Origin of the sequence: Pseudoalteromonas sp. A22 (assembly GCF_018141345.1) — a bacterium.
Classification (GTDB): Bacteria; Pseudomonadota; Gammaproteobacteria; order Enterobacterales; family Alteromonadaceae; genus Pseudoalteromonas; species Pseudoalteromonas maricaloris.
Genome location: NZ_CP047238.1, coordinates 3651883 through 3666330, shown reverse-complemented (window position 1 = coordinate 3666330; position 14448 = coordinate 3651883). Strand labels below are relative to the sequence as shown.

The 14448-nt window shown below is 43.8% G+C and carries 18 protein-coding genes; 7 read left to right on the top strand and 11 right to left on the bottom strand.

What is annotated here, in order from left to right:
* From hpf to GSF04_RS21410, 8 genes are read right to left on the bottom strand one after another with little or no spacing between them, the layout of a single operon-like run.
* Positions 1 to 288: a ribosome hibernation promoting factor gene (hpf, locus tag GSF04_RS21445; protein WP_010376661.1), complete on the bottom strand. Its 288-nt coding sequence runs from the start codon at positions 286 to 288 to the stop codon at positions 1 to 3.
* A gap of 29 nt (positions 289 to 317) precedes the next feature.
* Entirely contained in the window at positions 318 to 1817 is a 1500-nt protein-coding gene (locus tag GSF04_RS21440; RefSeq protein WP_039492928.1) for an RNA polymerase factor sigma-54, read from the bottom strand.
* Between the two features lie 46 nt (positions 1818 to 1863).
* Positions 1864 to 2589 (bottom strand): LPS export ABC transporter ATP-binding protein, encoded by a 726-nt coding sequence (gene lptB, locus GSF04_RS21435; protein ID WP_039492925.1) that lies wholly within the window; start codon positions 2587 to 2589, stop codon positions 1864 to 1866.
* Positions 2589 to 3131: a lipopolysaccharide transport periplasmic protein LptA gene (lptA, locus tag GSF04_RS21430; protein ID WP_211858757.1), complete on the bottom strand. Its 543-nt coding sequence runs from the start codon at positions 3129 to 3131 to the stop codon at positions 2589 to 2591. The genes lptB and lptA overlap by 1 nt, the downstream gene beginning before the upstream one ends.
* Complete coding sequence (lptC, locus tag GSF04_RS21425; RefSeq protein ID WP_211858756.1) at positions 3121 to 3675, bottom strand: LPS export ABC transporter periplasmic protein LptC; 555 nt, start codon at positions 3673 to 3675, stop codon at positions 3121 to 3123. The genes lptA and lptC overlap by 11 nt, the downstream gene beginning before the upstream one ends.
* A complete protein-coding gene (gene kdsC / locus GSF04_RS21420; RefSeq protein WP_211858755.1) occupies positions 3672 to 4223 on the bottom strand; it encodes a 3-deoxy-manno-octulosonate-8-phosphatase KdsC in 552 nt (183 codons plus the stop codon). The genes lptC and kdsC overlap by 4 nt, the downstream gene beginning before the upstream one ends.
* Positions 4223 to 5194: a KpsF/GutQ family sugar-phosphate isomerase gene (locus tag GSF04_RS21415; RefSeq protein ID WP_010605930.1), complete on the bottom strand. Its 972-nt coding sequence runs from the start codon at positions 5192 to 5194 to the stop codon at positions 4223 to 4225. Before GSF04_RS21415 ends, kdsC begins: the two co-directional genes overlap by 1 nt.
* A 9-nt stretch (positions 5195 to 5203) precedes the next feature.
* Positions 5204 to 6163 (bottom strand): calcium/sodium antiporter, encoded by a 960-nt coding sequence (locus GSF04_RS21410; protein WP_010376669.1) that lies wholly within the window; start codon positions 6161 to 6163, stop codon positions 5204 to 5206.
* Positions 6164 to 6337: 174 nt separating this feature from the next.
* On the opposite strand from GSF04_RS21410, the gene GSF04_RS21405 reads away from it, so the two are divergent.
* The 7 genes from GSF04_RS21405 to murA are packed head-to-tail and all read left to right on the top strand — an operon-like array spanning position 6338 to position 10994.
* Positions 6338 to 7138, top strand: a complete 801-nt coding sequence (locus GSF04_RS21405; RefSeq protein ID WP_010376674.1) for an ATP-binding cassette domain-containing protein — start codon at positions 6338 to 6340, stop codon at positions 7136 to 7138.
* 2 nt (positions 7139 to 7140) lie between these two features.
* Complete coding sequence (gene mlaE / locus GSF04_RS21400; protein WP_010376675.1) at positions 7141 to 7920, top strand: lipid asymmetry maintenance ABC transporter permease subunit MlaE; 780 nt, start codon at positions 7141 to 7143, stop codon at positions 7918 to 7920.
* Positions 7921 to 7932: 12 nt separating this feature from the next.
* Entirely contained in the window at positions 7933 to 8478 is a 546-nt protein-coding gene (gene mlaD, locus GSF04_RS21395) for an outer membrane lipid asymmetry maintenance protein MlaD (protein ID WP_010376676.1), read from the top strand.
* A 2-nt stretch (positions 8479 to 8480) separates the two neighbouring features.
* On the top strand, positions 8481 to 9167 hold the full coding sequence (locus tag GSF04_RS21390) for an ABC transporter substrate-binding protein (protein ID WP_130127095.1): 687 nt from the start codon (positions 8481 to 8483) through the stop codon (positions 9165 to 9167).
* Entirely contained in the window at positions 9154 to 9459 is a 306-nt protein-coding gene (locus GSF04_RS21385; RefSeq protein ID WP_039492913.1) for an STAS domain-containing protein, read from the top strand. The genes GSF04_RS21390 and GSF04_RS21385 overlap by 14 nt, the downstream gene beginning before the upstream one ends.
* Before the next feature lie 5 nt (positions 9460 to 9464).
* Positions 9465 to 9722 (top strand): BolA family protein, encoded by a 258-nt coding sequence (locus GSF04_RS21380; RefSeq protein WP_039492911.1) that lies wholly within the window; start codon positions 9465 to 9467, stop codon positions 9720 to 9722.
* A gap of 12 nt (positions 9723 to 9734) precedes the next feature.
* On the top strand, positions 9735 to 10994 hold the full coding sequence (gene murA, locus GSF04_RS21375; RefSeq protein ID WP_017219046.1) for a UDP-N-acetylglucosamine 1-carboxyvinyltransferase: 1260 nt from the start codon (positions 9735 to 9737) through the stop codon (positions 10992 to 10994).
* A 61-nt stretch (positions 10995 to 11055) separates the two neighbouring features.
* On the opposite strand, the gene GSF04_RS21370 is transcribed toward murA, so the two are convergent.
* The 3 genes from GSF04_RS21370 to GSF04_RS21360 all read right to left on the bottom strand — a co-directional run bounded on the left by GSF04_RS21370 (position 11056) and on the right by GSF04_RS21360 (position 14425).
* Entirely contained in the window at positions 11056 to 12135 is a 1080-nt protein-coding gene (locus GSF04_RS21370) for a trypsin-like peptidase domain-containing protein (RefSeq protein WP_039492907.1), read from the bottom strand.
* Positions 12136 to 12237: 102 nt separating this feature from the next.
* A complete protein-coding gene (locus GSF04_RS21365; protein WP_010376687.1) occupies positions 12238 to 13590 on the bottom strand; it encodes a DegQ family serine endoprotease in 1353 nt (450 codons plus the stop codon).
* A gap of 379 nt (positions 13591 to 13969) precedes the next feature.
* Positions 13970 to 14425 carry a YhcB family protein gene (locus GSF04_RS21360; RefSeq protein WP_010376689.1) on the bottom strand — a complete coding sequence of 152 codons (456 nt, stop codon included), beginning with the start codon at positions 14423 to 14425 and terminating at the stop codon, positions 13970 to 13972.
* Positions 14426 to 14448: the final 23 nt, after the last annotated feature.

Here is a 14448-nt window from a genome sequence, read left to right as displayed (position 1 = left end):
TTAGTGTCGAGTGAGCTTCTCTTTGTGTTTAATAACTTGACGATCTAGCTTGTCGATAAGGCCATCAATTGCGGCATACATATCTTGATGCTCTGTTGATGCAAATAGCTCGCCGCCGTTTACGTGTAATGTTGCTTCTGCTTTTTGTACTAGTTTCTCGACATCAAGGATCACATGCACGTTATTGATATGATCAAAGTGCCTTTCTAGCTTCGCAAACTTGTTGGTGACATAGTCTCTTAATGAGTCAGTAATTTCTACATGGCGACCAGTTAGATTTAGTTGCATAAGCATTTTTCCTTCTTGGGTTTTACGTCTTATATCAAGCTTTTACGCTGATTTGACGGTGGAATGGCTAGGGATTCACGATATTTTGCAATCGTGCGTCTCGCTACCTTAATTCCTTGCTCAGCTAAAATATCTGCAATTTTGCTGTCACTCAATGGCTTAGCGGTATTTTCTGCAGCTATCAGCTTTTTGATAAGTGCTCTAATTGCTGTAGAGGAGCACTCACCTCCATTTTCTGTACTTACATGGCTAGAGAAGAAATACTTCAGCTCAAATATTCCCCGAGGTGTATGCATGTATTTTTGTGTTGTCACACGGGAAATTGTGGACTCATGCATCTCAACCATTTCAGCAACATCATTTAGCACCATAGGGCGCATTGCTTCGGGGCCATGTTCAAAGAATGCCTGTTGTTGTTGCACAATGCAATTGGTAACTTTTAATAATGTATCATTTCGGCTTTCTAAGCTTTTAATAAACCACTTTGCTTCTTGTAAATGTGAGCGAATAAACTGACTATCCGTACTGGATTTCGCTGTTCTAGACATCGCAGCGTAATGGTCGTTTACTCTTATTTTAGGCATAGCATCAGGATTTAGCTCTACGACCCAACGACCTTTTACTTTTTTCACCGATACGTCAGGGATCACATATTCAGGCTCTTCATGAATAATGCTTGCCGCTGGTTTTGGGTTAAGGCTATGAATTAACGTCATGACCTCTTTGAGATCGGCTTCTTTAAGGCGCGTTTTCTTTGCCAAAGTTCGATAGTCACGGCTGGCAAGCAAGTCGATATGCTCTGTCAGAATCATTTTTGTTTCGGCAATCCATGGCGTATCCGGAGCGAACTGATTTAGCTGAATACACAAGCATTCTTGTAAACTACGCGCTGCGATACCGACAGGATCGAAAAGTTGAATACGTTTGAGCACGGCTTCGACTTCATCCAGCTCAATAGGCTCTTCGCTACTCTCGTCATTAATGCTTTCTAAAATGTCTTCGCAAGACAGTGTTAAAATGCCTGACAGGTCGACCGCTTCAATAATCGCAATCGCAATCGCTCTATCTGTTGGACTAAATGGTGTCAGCTCAAGTTGCCACATGAGATAGTCGTGGAGAGATTCAGAGGTTTCCCCTTGATAAACATTATCGTCATCAGGAAGTGGGCCTGAACTTGCAGCGGGTGCTGCGCTCATATATTCATCCCAAGTGACATCCATGGCAAGGTCATCACTGACAGTGTCTTTGCTCATGGCGGTATCTGAGTCTATTTCATAGTCACTAACCTGCGCTTCATCGCTTGAATCTTGATTGTCGTCAGCACTACTTTTTTCTTGGCTGTGTTGGTCAGCGTTTTCGCCGTCAGTATTATCACCTTCTTCCACTTCCAACAATGGATTGCTGTCTAATGCTTCTTGTATTTCTTGTTGCAGATCCAATGTACTAAGCTGCAGCAAGCGAATGGCTTGTTGCAGTTGTGGAGTCATTGTAAGTTGCTGCCCCATGCGCAGCTGTAATGATTGCCTCATGTATCTCTAACAATCCTTTTTAACAGTTATTAATACTACGTCTTAACTATAGCTTGAATTGTTCGCCTAGGTAGACATCTCTTACGGTTTGATCTGCCAAAACATGTTCTGGCGTGCCTGCAGCGATTAACTCACCATGTGAAACGATGTAGGCTTTTTCACATACGTCCAGTGTTTCTCTAACGTTATGATCGGTGATTAGCACACCGATACCGCGGTTTTTTAGGTGCTCTATGATTGTCTTTATATCTAACACCGAAATAGGATCAACACCAGCAAAAGGTTCATCTAACAGGATAAACTTAGGATTAGCGGCTAAAGCGCGAGCAATCTCTACGCGTCTTCTTTCGCCTCCCGATAATGCCATGCCCTGTGAGTCACGGATGTGTTGAATATTAAACTCATCCAGTAACTCATTGAGTTCAGCTTCTCTCTCAACTTTAGATAAGTCTTTTCGAGTTTCTAAAATCGCCATCAAATTTTGATAGACCGTGAGTTTTCTAAAGATTGAAGACTCTTGCGGTAGATAGCCAATACCAAGTCGCGCGCGGCTGTGCATCGGTAGCAAAGTGATATCTTCATCATCAATCTGAATAAAACCTTTGTCGCTTGGTACTAACCCTACAATCATGTAGAACGTAGTGGTTTTACCTGCACCATTTGGTCCTAATAAGCCTACAATGCTGCCAGCCTTAACACTTAAGCCAACATTTTTGACGACTTCACGACCTTTATAACTCTTTGCTAGACCAGTTGCTTTGAGCTCGCTCATTAATTGTTACCTTCTTCCTGCGCTTTTTTATCTTTTGCGTTTTTTTTGTCATCAACAGGAACAAGGATGGTTCTTACCCGAGAATCTTCTTGGTCTGAGCGCTCAGCACTGATCAATTGCTTTTCAATGTCATAGGTGATGACTTGCGCATTGATTTTTTGCCCAGTTTGATTGATTTCCGCATCGCCAGAAATGACTAAGGTGCCTTTCGCAACGTCGTAACGAATTTCGTTTGCTTTGGCTTCTAGCAAATTACCATCAGGTTGACGTTCGCTGAAAATAGCTGGGCTGCCAGTTGCAACAAGCAGTTGCTTGTTAGTACCAAGCTCCGCGCGGCGGTGGACTTCTAGGCGATCGGCATTTATTTTTCTGTTGCCATGAATAATAACAACATTCTGTTCAAAAATACCGATGTTGCTTTGCAGTTGAGCTTGCTGACGGCCAGCATCAATAATGACTTCATTTTGTTCTGCAGCATTTGCTAAAGTAGAACTTGCAAGCAAGCCGATGAAAACTAGTTTGTTAATGATTTTACTGGTCATAATAAATTGTCTTTGTGTGGTTGATGAGTTCGATCACTTGCTTTTGTAGATCCGCATGCAGCCCTTTACCCGTGATCCTAAGACTAGGACCGGTGATAACGACAGGGTGTTCCGATTTCATCAATTTTTGCTTAATTTCAACTCTTACATTATCGGCATTGATATTGGTGATCATGGCGTTAGGCGTTAAATTCTTTGCCAGTACATTGCCTTCTAATATCAAGGTATTGTTTTCGTACAGTGTTGCTTCTAATGCACTTATTTGCCAATTCTGCTCACCGTTATATAAGGTGAAAATAGGCTTTTCAAAGTGACTAAAGCCAAGATCTTGATACAACTCCATCTTATCAGCAGTTACCTGATAGTTTAATAAGCCATTTTCACTATAGGTCGTTTGCTGAAGCGTGGTTGCAACATAATCGGGCTTAGCTAACGGTTCATCTTCTTTTGCTGAGTCCGCCTCTGATGGATTAAACATGGGCGACCACATCCATACCATTAAAGAAGCGAAAACAATGAGTAAGATGACACGTAATACGGTCATGTACTTGATCCTTTGGAAGTCAATAAGTGATTTTGGCTGAGCATTAGAAGATCAGTCAACTCTCTCACGGCACCAAAACCACCAGGCATCAAGGTCGTGTAATGGGCGATATGTTTAACAAGAGGATGTGCATCATTGACGGCAACGGCAAAACCGACTCGCTCCATTACGGGTAGATCTGGGCCATCATCACCAATATACGCAATTTCGTCATCACTAAGGTTGAGCTTAGTCTTCAGTTCATCATATGCCACTAACTTGTTTTCTTGGCCTTGGTAAATATAAGTTACATTTAAACTAGTCATGCGTTGCTGAACTATTTGTGAATGCCTACCTGTGATAACGGCGACTTCGATACCACTATCAATCAAGGCCTTAATACCAAACCCATCTTTGGTATTAAATGCTTTCAGTTCTTCTCCATTATTACCAAGGTATATACGTCCATCTGAGAATACGCCATCAATATCGCAAATCAATAATTTGATTTGTTTTGCTTTTTCCCAAGCTTCAGGTGAAATCGTCTGATATAAATCTTCAAATTGCATTACAGCACCCCCGCTCTAAGTAAATCTTGCGTATTCAAGGCGCCAACCGGTATGTTGTTTTCGTTTACCACAATCAAGCCATTAATTCGTTTGGTTTCCATGATATTGAGTACCTCAGCTGCGAGCATATCGGCGCGTGCCGTCGTACTTTTAGCCGTCATTACTTGCGTGATTGGGGTGGTATGAATATCGACCTTTTGTTCGATAATACGCCGCAAGTCACCATCGGTAAAAATACCTTGTAATTGCGAGCTTTCATCTACGATTGCCGTCATACCTAAACTTTTAGCTGACATTTCAAATAAAGCTTCTTTAACTGTGCAATGACTATTGACCATAGGGATTGCATCCCCTTGATGCATGACATCAGCAACGGTTAGTAGTAGACGCCTTCCTAAACTACCGCCAGGATGAGAAAGCGCAAAATCATCAGCCGTAAAGCCTCTGGCTTCAAGTAGCGCAACCGCGAGCGCATCACCCATCACTAGTGTAGCTGTGGTGCTAGCCGTGGGTGCAAGTCCTAATGGGCAGGCTTCTTTTGATACTTTAACACAAAGGTGAACCGTCGCATTACGAGCCATTGTAGAGCTCGGGTTGCCTGTCATGGAAATAACGGGGGCTCCTAAACGCTTTATCACAGGCAGGATTGAGATCACCTCTTGGGTTTCCCCTGAGTTGGAGATCATCAAAACCACATCATCTTTGGTGATCATACCCAAGTCGCCGTGACTTGCTTCACCTGGATGAACAAAAAATGCGGGGCTGCCAGTACTTGCGAGTGTCGCTGCGATTTTGTTACCAATGTGGCCTGATTTACCCATGCCAATCACGATGATGCGACCTTGGCAGCCAAACATAATTTCACAGGCTTTTACAAATTGTTGATCAACAAACTGTTGCACTTCTTCTATTGCTGCAAGTTCGGTAGCAAAAACTTGATTTGCAGAATCAATAAATGGGTTCGTTGTCACAAGGCTTCCTTAAATGATGTAGTAAATATAACCGACGAAGCTAGCGACAAGTATGCCACCTTCCAAGCGGTTGATGCGGCGCTGACCTGTTAGGCTGAGGCTCATTAGGATAAGCAGCAGTGTCGCGCCAAGCATAATAAAGATATCACGTGACGCAATATTGGCGTCGAGGACAGATGGGTTGATAATCCCAGCAATAGATAGCACTGCCAATATATTAAAGATGTTCGAGCCAATAATATTGCCAAGCGCTAGATCGTCTTCTTTTTTAAGTACGCCAGCAACACATGCCGCAAGCTCGGGTAAACTAGTACCAACGGCGATAATGGTTAATCCTATTAGCAGGTCACTCATGCCAAAATATTTGGCGATGTCAACCGCAGCGCCAACGAGATAGTCCGCGCTAATAGGCAGTAAAATCATACCCACGATTAACCAGAAAACGGCTTTTTGAGTTGGAATATTATTTGGCACTTCTTCACAGGCTTCACTGACAAATGGGTCATCATTATCTCCACCACCACGCTTGGTGATAATGATAAGTGCAAGAAGAAAAGCGGCGAAACCGACTAATAACAAAACACCTTCTACGAAACTAAAGTGGTTATCACTAACGATATACCAAGCAGCCAATGAAACGATGACTAACAGCGGCATTTCGCGGCGCAAAATACCAGAGCCTACGGAGAGTGGCCTTAATAACGCAGTGAGACCCAAAACGAGTAAGATATTAGCGATGTTAGAACCTATGGCATTGCCTACGGCGGTGTCTGTTTTATCTGCAAGAGCGGCTTGCGCAGCAACCATCATTTCTGGTGCTGAAGAACCCATGGCCACGATAGTTAAACCAACAATTAATGTTGGCACACCAAAGTTTCGTGCAAGAGCGGCCGCACCAAAAACAAAGCGGTCAGCACTCCAAACCAGTGCAATAAAGCCAAGAATGAGAATAACAAACGATAAAACCATGAACCTCTAGCCAATAGGATTAAAATTTCGATAGATACTACCAAAAGCGCTCTGGAAAGTATAAGCAAACCGTTACATTTCACTACTTACAAAATTTTACCAAAACGATTTTCCATCTTGTTTGAAAAAAAAGTATCATACTTGGATGAATATAGTCTGGATCTGGAGAGCGACTTGTCGCAGTCAATTGTAGAAATCAAGGATGTAACCTTCTCTCGGGGTGAAAGGATCATCTACAAAAACATGAGCTTTTCTGTACCAAAGGGCAAAATTACCGCAATAATGGGACCGAGTGGTATTGGTAAAACCACCATGCTGCGTTTAATCGGTGGTCAGCTTAAGCCTGATAGCGGTGATATTCTTTTTGCTGGAAACAGTATCCCTAACATGTCACGAGCAGCTTTGTATCAAGCTCGAACGCGCATGAGTATGTTATTTCAAAGCGGTGCTTTGTTTACCGATATGAGCGTGTTCGACAATGTGGCATTTCCTCTACGCGAGCATACCGAATTATCTGAAGAACTAATCCGTTTAGTGGTGCTAATGAAGCTTCAAGCGGTTGGTCTTCGTGGTGCAAAAGATTTAATGCCGGCAGAGCTCTCTGGCGGTATGGCAAGACGCGCGGCTTTAGCGCGTTCTATCGCACTTGATCCTGAATTAATTATGTACGATGAACCGTTTGCAGGTCAGGACCCTATCTCCATGGGTGTTCTAGTTCGCTTGATTAAGTCCCTTAATGAAGTGTTGGGATTATCGTCGCTGATAGTCACTCATGACGTTACTGAAGTGCTGAGCATTGCCGATCACGTCGTTATTATTGCTGAGCAAGGTGTGATTGGTACAGGAACCCCTGAGCAGATGCTTGAACATGAATCGCCATTAGTGCAGCAGTTCTTACAGGGCCTTGCGGATGGGCCTGTGCCATTCCACTTTAAAGCGCCTGATTATCAGCAAGCGCTGTTGCAAGGAGAGTGAGTATGGTCGACTTTTTACAAAAACTAGGCCACAAAACCCTCAGCCGTTTTGCTGCACTTGGCCGTGCCACAACAATGCTTTTTGGTGCGCTATGTAGCTTACCTAATTTCCGAAAAGGCACGCCGCTGTTGATTAAGCAACTTTACATGGTTGGCCATCAATCATTGTTGATTATCATGGTGTCTGGTTTATTTATCGGCATGGTATTGGCATTACAAGGCTATACCGTGTTAGTTGGGTATGGCGCTGAAGATAGCCTTGGACCTTTGGTTGCTTTGAGTTTACTTAGAGAGCTGGGCCCTGTGGTAACCGCACTCTTATTTGCAGGACGTGCAGGCAGTGCGTTAACTGCTGAAATCGGTTTGATGAAGGCTACGGAACAATTATCTAGTTTAGAAATGATGGCGATAGACCCGCTTAAACGCGTGGTTGCTCCTCGTTTCTGGGCCGGTTTTATTAGTATGCCGTTACTCGCATTGATATTCTCTGCGATCGCTATTTTAGGCGCACACTTGGTGGGGGTTGATTGGTTAGGCGTAGATTCAGGTAGCTTCTGGTCAATTATGCAATCGCAAGTGTCGTTTCAACAAGACATCTTAAATGGTCTTATTAAGAGTTTCGTATTTGCACTATTAGTAACTTGGATCGCGCTATACAAAGGCTATGACTGTATTCCCACTTCTGAAGGAATAAGTAAAGCGACGACAGAGACGGTAGTACATTCTTCACTGGCTGTACTTGGCTTTGACTTTGTATTAACAGCGGTTATGTTCTCAAGTTAAAAGGTTTTAAAAATGAATACACGGAAAATAGAAATTTTAGTTGGGTTGTTCGTGGCATTGGGCATTGCTGCATTTGTTATGTTGGCGCTAAAGGTAGCTAATTCAGGCTTAAGCGGCAATGGTGAAACTTACACTTTGCATGCTAAGTTCGAAAATATAGGCTCGTTGAAAACCCGCGCCCCAATTAAGGTGGGTGGGGTTGTGATTGGTCGTGTTGATGGAATTCACATCCATCCACAAGAGTTCGTGCCGGTAGTTTCAATGAGTTTAGATAAAAACTACGAGTGTCAGTTTTCCGATACGTCGTCGGTTTCGATTTTGACTTCGGGCATTTTGGGAGAGCAATACTTAGGTATTTCTCCCGTTATTGCTGCTGAATCTGCGAAGCAAAAATGTCTTGGTCAGGAGGTAACGAGTGAAGATAGCGTTGATCTTGAGTCTCTTTTTGGTGTGGAAACAAAAGCGCTAAAAGACGGTGACATGATCACAGATACAAAATCGGCACTGGTATTAGAAGAGCTAATTGGTCAGTTCCTATTTAATCAAGGGAGCGAGTAAATATGTTAAAAAACATCTATGCAAAATGTCTGACTTTGCTTGTAGCATTGATGGCTACCGCATTGGTTCAGGCGAAAGAAGTGGACTCAAGTGATCCTTATAAAATGGTTGAGCAAGTTGCGGCGCAAACTTTTCAGCGTGTTACGAAAGAGCAAAACATCATTGAAGAAGACAAAGAACACTTACGCGTTATCGTAGAAGAAGAGCTCTTGCCTTACATTGATTACAAATATGCTGCGTATCGTGTATTAGGTTCTTATATTCAAAAGGTTCGCAACATCGAAAGTAAAGAGGAGAAAGCTGCTGCTGTCGAGCATATTAGAGAGTTTATTGAGGTATTCAAAAATTACTTGGTAGCGACTTATGCTGGTGTATTTACTCAATATAAAGACCAAAAGGTAGAGTTTGGTGAGCATCGCCCATTTGAAAATGAAGGTGTGGTGGTTGTTAAGACCAAAATTGTAGAGCCTGGTAAGCCTGATATCAAAATTGATTTCAAAGTTAGACGCGGTCAAGACGGTGACTGGCGTGCTTTTGACATGATGGCGGAAGGCATTAGTTTACTCGATGCCAAACAATCGGAGCTACATGGTATTTTACGCCAGCAGGGTATTGAACATGTGATCCAACTGTTAGATAAGAAGAGCAAGCTTCCGGTGCAATTTAGAGGGGATGATGGTGACGCCTAGTATTTCATTCACCGAAAGTAAAGGTGAAATCGTGTTAACTGGTGAACTTACGAGAGCGAGTTTACCAAGCGCACTGAAACAGTCGACCATCGTTCAAGTGCTGAAAAATGCACAATCAACCGTCTATTTTAACCTTTCTGAGGTGACAAGGGTTGACACCGCGGGCTTAGCTTGGTTAATTCACTCTTTAGGTCAATTGAAACAGCGCGACATTCGTCTCGAGCTGAAAAATACGCCTGAGCAACTGCAAAATTTAATGGAGTTGGGGCAGGTGACAACCCTATTTGAGTGAGTCTAATGGAAACAAATCAAGTCGAAACTTTATTGAGAGATGCACTATCGCTTGACGAGATCATCGTCAAAGCTAATGGTAGTCACTACGAAGTCATTGCTGTTGGAACGTGTTTTGACGGATTAAGAAGGCTGAAAAGAGAACAGCTGATCTACGGCCCACTGATGGATACTATTAAAGACGGCACCATCCATGCTGTTAGTATTCGTGCATTCACACCTGATGAATGGCAAAAAGAGCGCAAATTTATTCTTCCACAATAACGGAGTGCCGCAATGGATCAGTTTGTTATCCAAGGTGGCACCACTTTAGCCGGTGAAGTCACTATTTCAGGGGCTAAAAATGCAGCCCTACCTATTTTATTCGCCGCTCTGCTTGGCGATGGTAAAAGTCGTTTTTCTAATGTACCGCACTTACGCGATATAGGTACCACTGAAGCCTTATTAAAAACACTGGGCGCTGAAGTTGAGTGGGATGGCGATATCTTAGAAATCAATGGTGCAACGGTAAATAGCGTGCTTGCACCTTATGAGCTCGTTAAGCAAATGCGTGCGTCGGTACTGGCGTTAGGCCCATTAGTTGCAAGATTTGGTCAAGCGCAAGTATCCCTACCGGGAGGCTGTGCTATTGGTGCTCGTCCAGTCGATCTGCATATTTCAGGCCTTGAGAAAATGGGCGCTAAGATCAAAGTTGAGAATGGTTATATCCATGCGGTAACCGAGGGTCGTCTTCGTGGCGCCGAGATCTTTATGGAAACCGTCAGCGTTGGTGCTACTGAAAACTTACTGATGGCTGCAACCCTCGCCGATGGTAAAACTGTGATAGATAATGCTGCGCGAGAGCCAGAGATTATTAACTTAGCGGAATGCTTAGTTGCCATGGGTGCCAAGATCAGCGGTGCAGGTTCGAGCCGAATTGAGATAGAAGGCGTTGAGCGTCTTAATGGTTGTGAGCATAAAATCCTTCCTGATCGCATCGAAACAGGGACCTTTTTGGTTGCTGCGGCAATGGCAAAAGGCGAAGTGCTGTGTAAAAACACGGATTATCATAGCCTTGAACCTGTGCTTGAAAAGCTACGCGCCGCCAATGCGATTGTGGAGGTAAGTGAAGACAGTATTTACGTGGATATGCGTCAACGCGCTTTGAAAGCCGTTAATATCAAAACTATGCCACATCCTGGTTTTCCAACAGACATGCAAGCTCAGTTTACCGCATTAAATGTGGTGGCTGAAGGGAGCGCGACAATCACAGAGACTATCTTTGAAAACCGTTTTATGCACGTACCAGAGCTACAGCGTATGGGCGCGAATATTCGTTTAGAAGGCAACACTGCAATCTGTGGTGAGACTGAGTCGTTATCTGGTGCGCAGGTAATGGCAACCGATTTACGCGCTTCAGCGAGTCTTATCCTAACGGGTATTGTGGCAACAGGCGAAACCATAGTCGATCGCATCTATCACGTTGATAGGGGCTATCAGAAGATAGAAGATAAGCTAAGTCGGTTAGGTGCAAATATAAAACGCCGTAAAACCTGAGCTTAATTAAGCGAATTGGTAAAAAACAAAAAAGCGTCCCTCTGGACGCTTTTTGCTTTGCTTAATACAGTCCTGTTTCGAGTTCAGCGACTTCCACCGTAATAGTGAGGCGCTGACCACCTCTGAGTACTTCAAACTCGAGTTTAGTACCAGGCGCGGTATTGCCAATCGTCTTCAGTGTCCTTTGCGGATTAGTCACAGGCTCTCCACCTACTTTAACCACAATATCATGCTCTTTCATGCCAGCTTGCCAGGCGGGACCTAGCGGGTCTAATTCGCTCACAGCAAGGCCGACAATTGGTGTGTAGAGATCCGTTACGCTTTTACCTGTATTGTCAACTGGCGTGCCTCTAAAGCCGAGGTAGCCTCGGATCACTCTGCCATCCATAATGAGTTTATGCATGACGTCCATTGCAAGATCATAAGGGATCGCAAAAGAGATACCTTGGATATCAATATTCAAACGCGTGCGAAATTGCGCAGAGGTAATGCCAACTAGCGCGCCATTAGAATTGACAACGGCACCACCTGAATTACCAACATTAATCGCGGCATCCATTTGCAGCAAATTGTTGAACTGGCTTTCTGTGAGAGTCTGTTTGCCTGTTGCACTGATAATGCCTTGCGTAATGGTTTGTCCAATGTTCAATGGGTTACCAATTGCGAGCACCACATCCCCAACACGTGGTGAGTAGTCATGATCGATAGGAATGACAGGCAAATTCTCAGCTGGAATTTTTAATAAAGCTAAGTCCGTAATCGTGTCAAAGCCTATCAGTTGCGTATCGCTATACTGGCGGCCATCAGGAAGAAGGACAATGATTTGGTCGGCATTGTTCACCACATGATAGTTTGTCAGTATGTAGCCATCTCGGCTCATGATTACGCCAGAGCCAAGTTCTCTAACCGTGCTTTGGCGCTGATATCTTGGCTGATTGCTAAAGCCCTCGGAAAAAATCGTCACGACCGCTGGAGCTGTTTTTTCTACAGCATCAGCAAAACTCATATGATGGGCCTGAATATGTGGGGCCTCAAGTTTTGGCAAGTTATCCCTTAGCTCAGGATTAAACCAAATGATGATAAAAGCGATCCCAAGTCCGGCAAGCAGCGGTGGAAAAATGAATTTAATTAATTTGAACACAAGAGCTTATATTTATCGTTATCTAATACTGCTAATAATGACACAAAAAAAAACACAGCGACAAGTTTCGCTGTGTTTCATTTTTAATATTTGTCTATTTCGTTACTGAATGAGGTAGAAAACCGTCTCGCGATCGCGTTTAATCCCAAGTACGATATTACCTTTAATACCATTAATTAGTTTAGACATATCTTTAACACTCGTGACACGTTGGCGATTCACTTGCATGATCACATCGCCTTCTTCAAGGCCAACACGTGCAGCTGGTGAGCGAGGTTCTACTGAGGTAATGACGACACCTTCATTGCCATTGCGCTCGCCACTCTCTAGTACTGCGCCTCGTAGGTTTGGATGTACATCCTCTGCATTCGCCTGTTCTTCTTGCTTACCACCAAGCTCTACGTCGATAAACTTGGTTTTGCCATCACGGTAGACACCAAGTCGTACCTCACGACCTTCACCCATGGTAGCCACTTTACCGTGGAGTTCATTAAAGCTTTCAATGTCGTCGCCGTTTAGGCTGACAATAACATCATTGGCTTTCAGCCCGGCTTTGTCCGCTGCAGAATCTTCCACTACGCGCATGACATAAGCACCACGTTTAACATCAAAGCCTTGTGCTTTAGCAAGACCAGCATCTAAGGTACGACCCAATATACCCAATGAACCGCGACGAACTTCTCCGTACTCAACAATTTGATCTACTAGGTTTTTCATCATGTTTGACGGAATAGCAAAGCCGATCCCGACATTACCGCCAGACGCGCCTAAAATAGCAGTGTTGATACCAATAAGTTCGCCGTTTAAGTTAACTAGCGCACCACCTGAATTACCTTGGTTGATTGCCGCATCTGTTTGGATAAAGTCTTCATAGCCTTCGATATTTAAGCCGCTACGGCCTAGTGCACTGATGATGCCTGAGGTGACGGTATGACTTAATCCAAATGGATTACCAATAGCAACGGAAAAATCACCCACTCTCAACTTGTCTGAATTAGCGAGTTTGATTTCTGTTAGGTCTTCGCCGTCGATTTGTAGCAATGCGATATCAGATTCGGCGTCGCTACCGATTAATTTGGCCTCAAACTCTCTGCCATCCTTTAAAGTGACCAGCATCTCGTCTGCATCATCAATAACGTGATTGTTTGTAACGACATAGCCTTTATCTGCATCGATGATGACACCTGAGCCGAGGCCACTAAAAGGGCGCTTTTGGCTGCGAGGCTGCGGTTGTCCAAAGAAAAAGTCGAAAGGGTCGACACGGCGACGCACTTCTTTAGCACCTTTTACTTGGATACTAACAACGCCCGGGGCTACCTTTTCGAGCATAGGTGCTAGCGTTGGTAGTTGTTGGCCGTCTACGGCAACAGGAAGTTTGGCCATGCTTTGCTGCGGTAACAGCAATAAGCTAGAAGAAAGTAAAGCGGCCGATAACAAAGATAGTTTAAATTTCATAGTCGTGAAGTACTCCGCTATTAGCGTTAATATAAGTCATAAGGGGCTGATAACTAGCCTCTTATTAGGGCCTGTTGACCTTTGCTGTTTGACTTTTGTTCCCCTGAGAGGGTTTTGGTCGCGGCGCTCGACTTGCCGCCTAGTAATCTAAGCAAAAGTTGAGCAACAATGAACAAAGCGCACTCAGGGGAACCCAAAGGGCAGCGTTTGATTGGCATTTCTACTGTGTTATCGCCTGACTTACATAGACAAACTATGCTACACAGGCTCTGCCTTGTATAAATACCAATCAAACTGCTGCAAAAGCAAATTCGAAAGATCAATAGGCCCTAGAATCAATAACTTCTTTTAAAGACTATGGGGTCAACAAAAAGTTTCATCAAGAGGCTTTAATTTGCTCACTTTCTTTTTTTTGACCAGAAAATAACCCAGTTTCACCTTCGGCATAGTCACTAGGTGGAGCCTCAAAACTTGGATCTTGTTTACGTCTTCTCTCTGGGCGTGCTTGAAGAGAAGCTTGTAGTTGTTCTGTGGTTTCTTTCGAGAAAAAAGGATCCGCAGGATGAGATGGACGATCCTGTGTCAGTAGTTGGTTGGTTTCTTCCACATGGGTAAGCAGTTGCTGATAGCTATCCTGCATTTTATTTACTAGTTTTTTGGTGCTAGCAAGATGATCTGATACGTCTTGGCGATATTGCTCAAGGTCGTGTTTAGCTTGTTGTGCTTGCACTTCCAGTTCATCGTGTTTGAACTGCTTTTTCGTTACAAAGCCACCTAAAAAGAATGCAGCAATGGCAACAATGATCAGTAATCCAAGCCAAGTAACGGTAGTCATAGGTTTCTCCCTGTGTGCCTCAA

Coding starts and splice junctions, on each gene's coding strand:
- kdsC (WP_211858755.1), bottom strand. CDS start 4,223: ATGCAATTTGAAGATTTATATCAGACGATTTCACCTGAAGCTTGGGAA.
- GSF04_RS21440 (WP_039492928.1), bottom strand. CDS start 1,817: ATGAGGCAATCATTACAGCTGCGCATGGGGCAGCAACTTACAATGACT.
- GSF04_RS21390 (WP_130127095.1), top strand. CDS start 8,481: ATGTTAAAAAACATCTATGCAAAATGTCTGACTTTGCTTGTAGCATTG.
- hpf (WP_010376661.1), bottom strand. CDS start 288: ATGCAACTAAATCTAACTGGTCGCCATGTAGAAATTACTGACTCATTA.
- GSF04_RS21360 (WP_010376689.1), bottom strand. CDS start 14,425: ATGACTACCGTTACTTGGCTTGGATTACTGATCATTGTTGCCATTGCT.
- murA (WP_017219046.1), top strand. CDS start 9,735: ATGGATCAGTTTGTTATCCAAGGTGGCACCACTTTAGCCGGTGAAGTC.
- GSF04_RS21380 (WP_039492911.1), top strand. CDS start 9,465: ATGGAAACAAATCAAGTCGAAACTTTATTGAGAGATGCACTATCGCTT.
- GSF04_RS21385 (WP_039492913.1), top strand. CDS start 9,154: ATGGTGACGCCTAGTATTTCATTCACCGAAAGTAAAGGTGAAATCGTG.
- GSF04_RS21365 (WP_010376687.1), bottom strand. CDS start 13,590: ATGAAATTTAAACTATCTTTGTTATCGGCCGCTTTACTTTCTTCTAGC.
- GSF04_RS21410 (WP_010376669.1), bottom strand. CDS start 6,163: ATGGTTTTATCGTTTGTTATTCTCATTCTTGGCTTTATTGCACTGGTT.
- mlaD (WP_010376676.1), top strand. CDS start 7,933: ATGAATACACGGAAAATAGAAATTTTAGTTGGGTTGTTCGTGGCATTG.
- lptC (WP_211858756.1), bottom strand. CDS start 3,675: ATGACCGTATTACGTGTCATCTTACTCATTGTTTTCGCTTCTTTAATG.
- lptB (WP_039492925.1), bottom strand. CDS start 2,589: ATGAGCGAGCTCAAAGCAACTGGTCTAGCAAAGAGTTATAAAGGTCGT.
- mlaE (WP_010376675.1), top strand. CDS start 7,141: ATGGTCGACTTTTTACAAAAACTAGGCCACAAAACCCTCAGCCGTTTT.
- lptA (WP_211858757.1), bottom strand. CDS start 3,131: ATGACCAGTAAAATCATTAACAAACTAGTTTTCATCGGCTTGCTTGCA.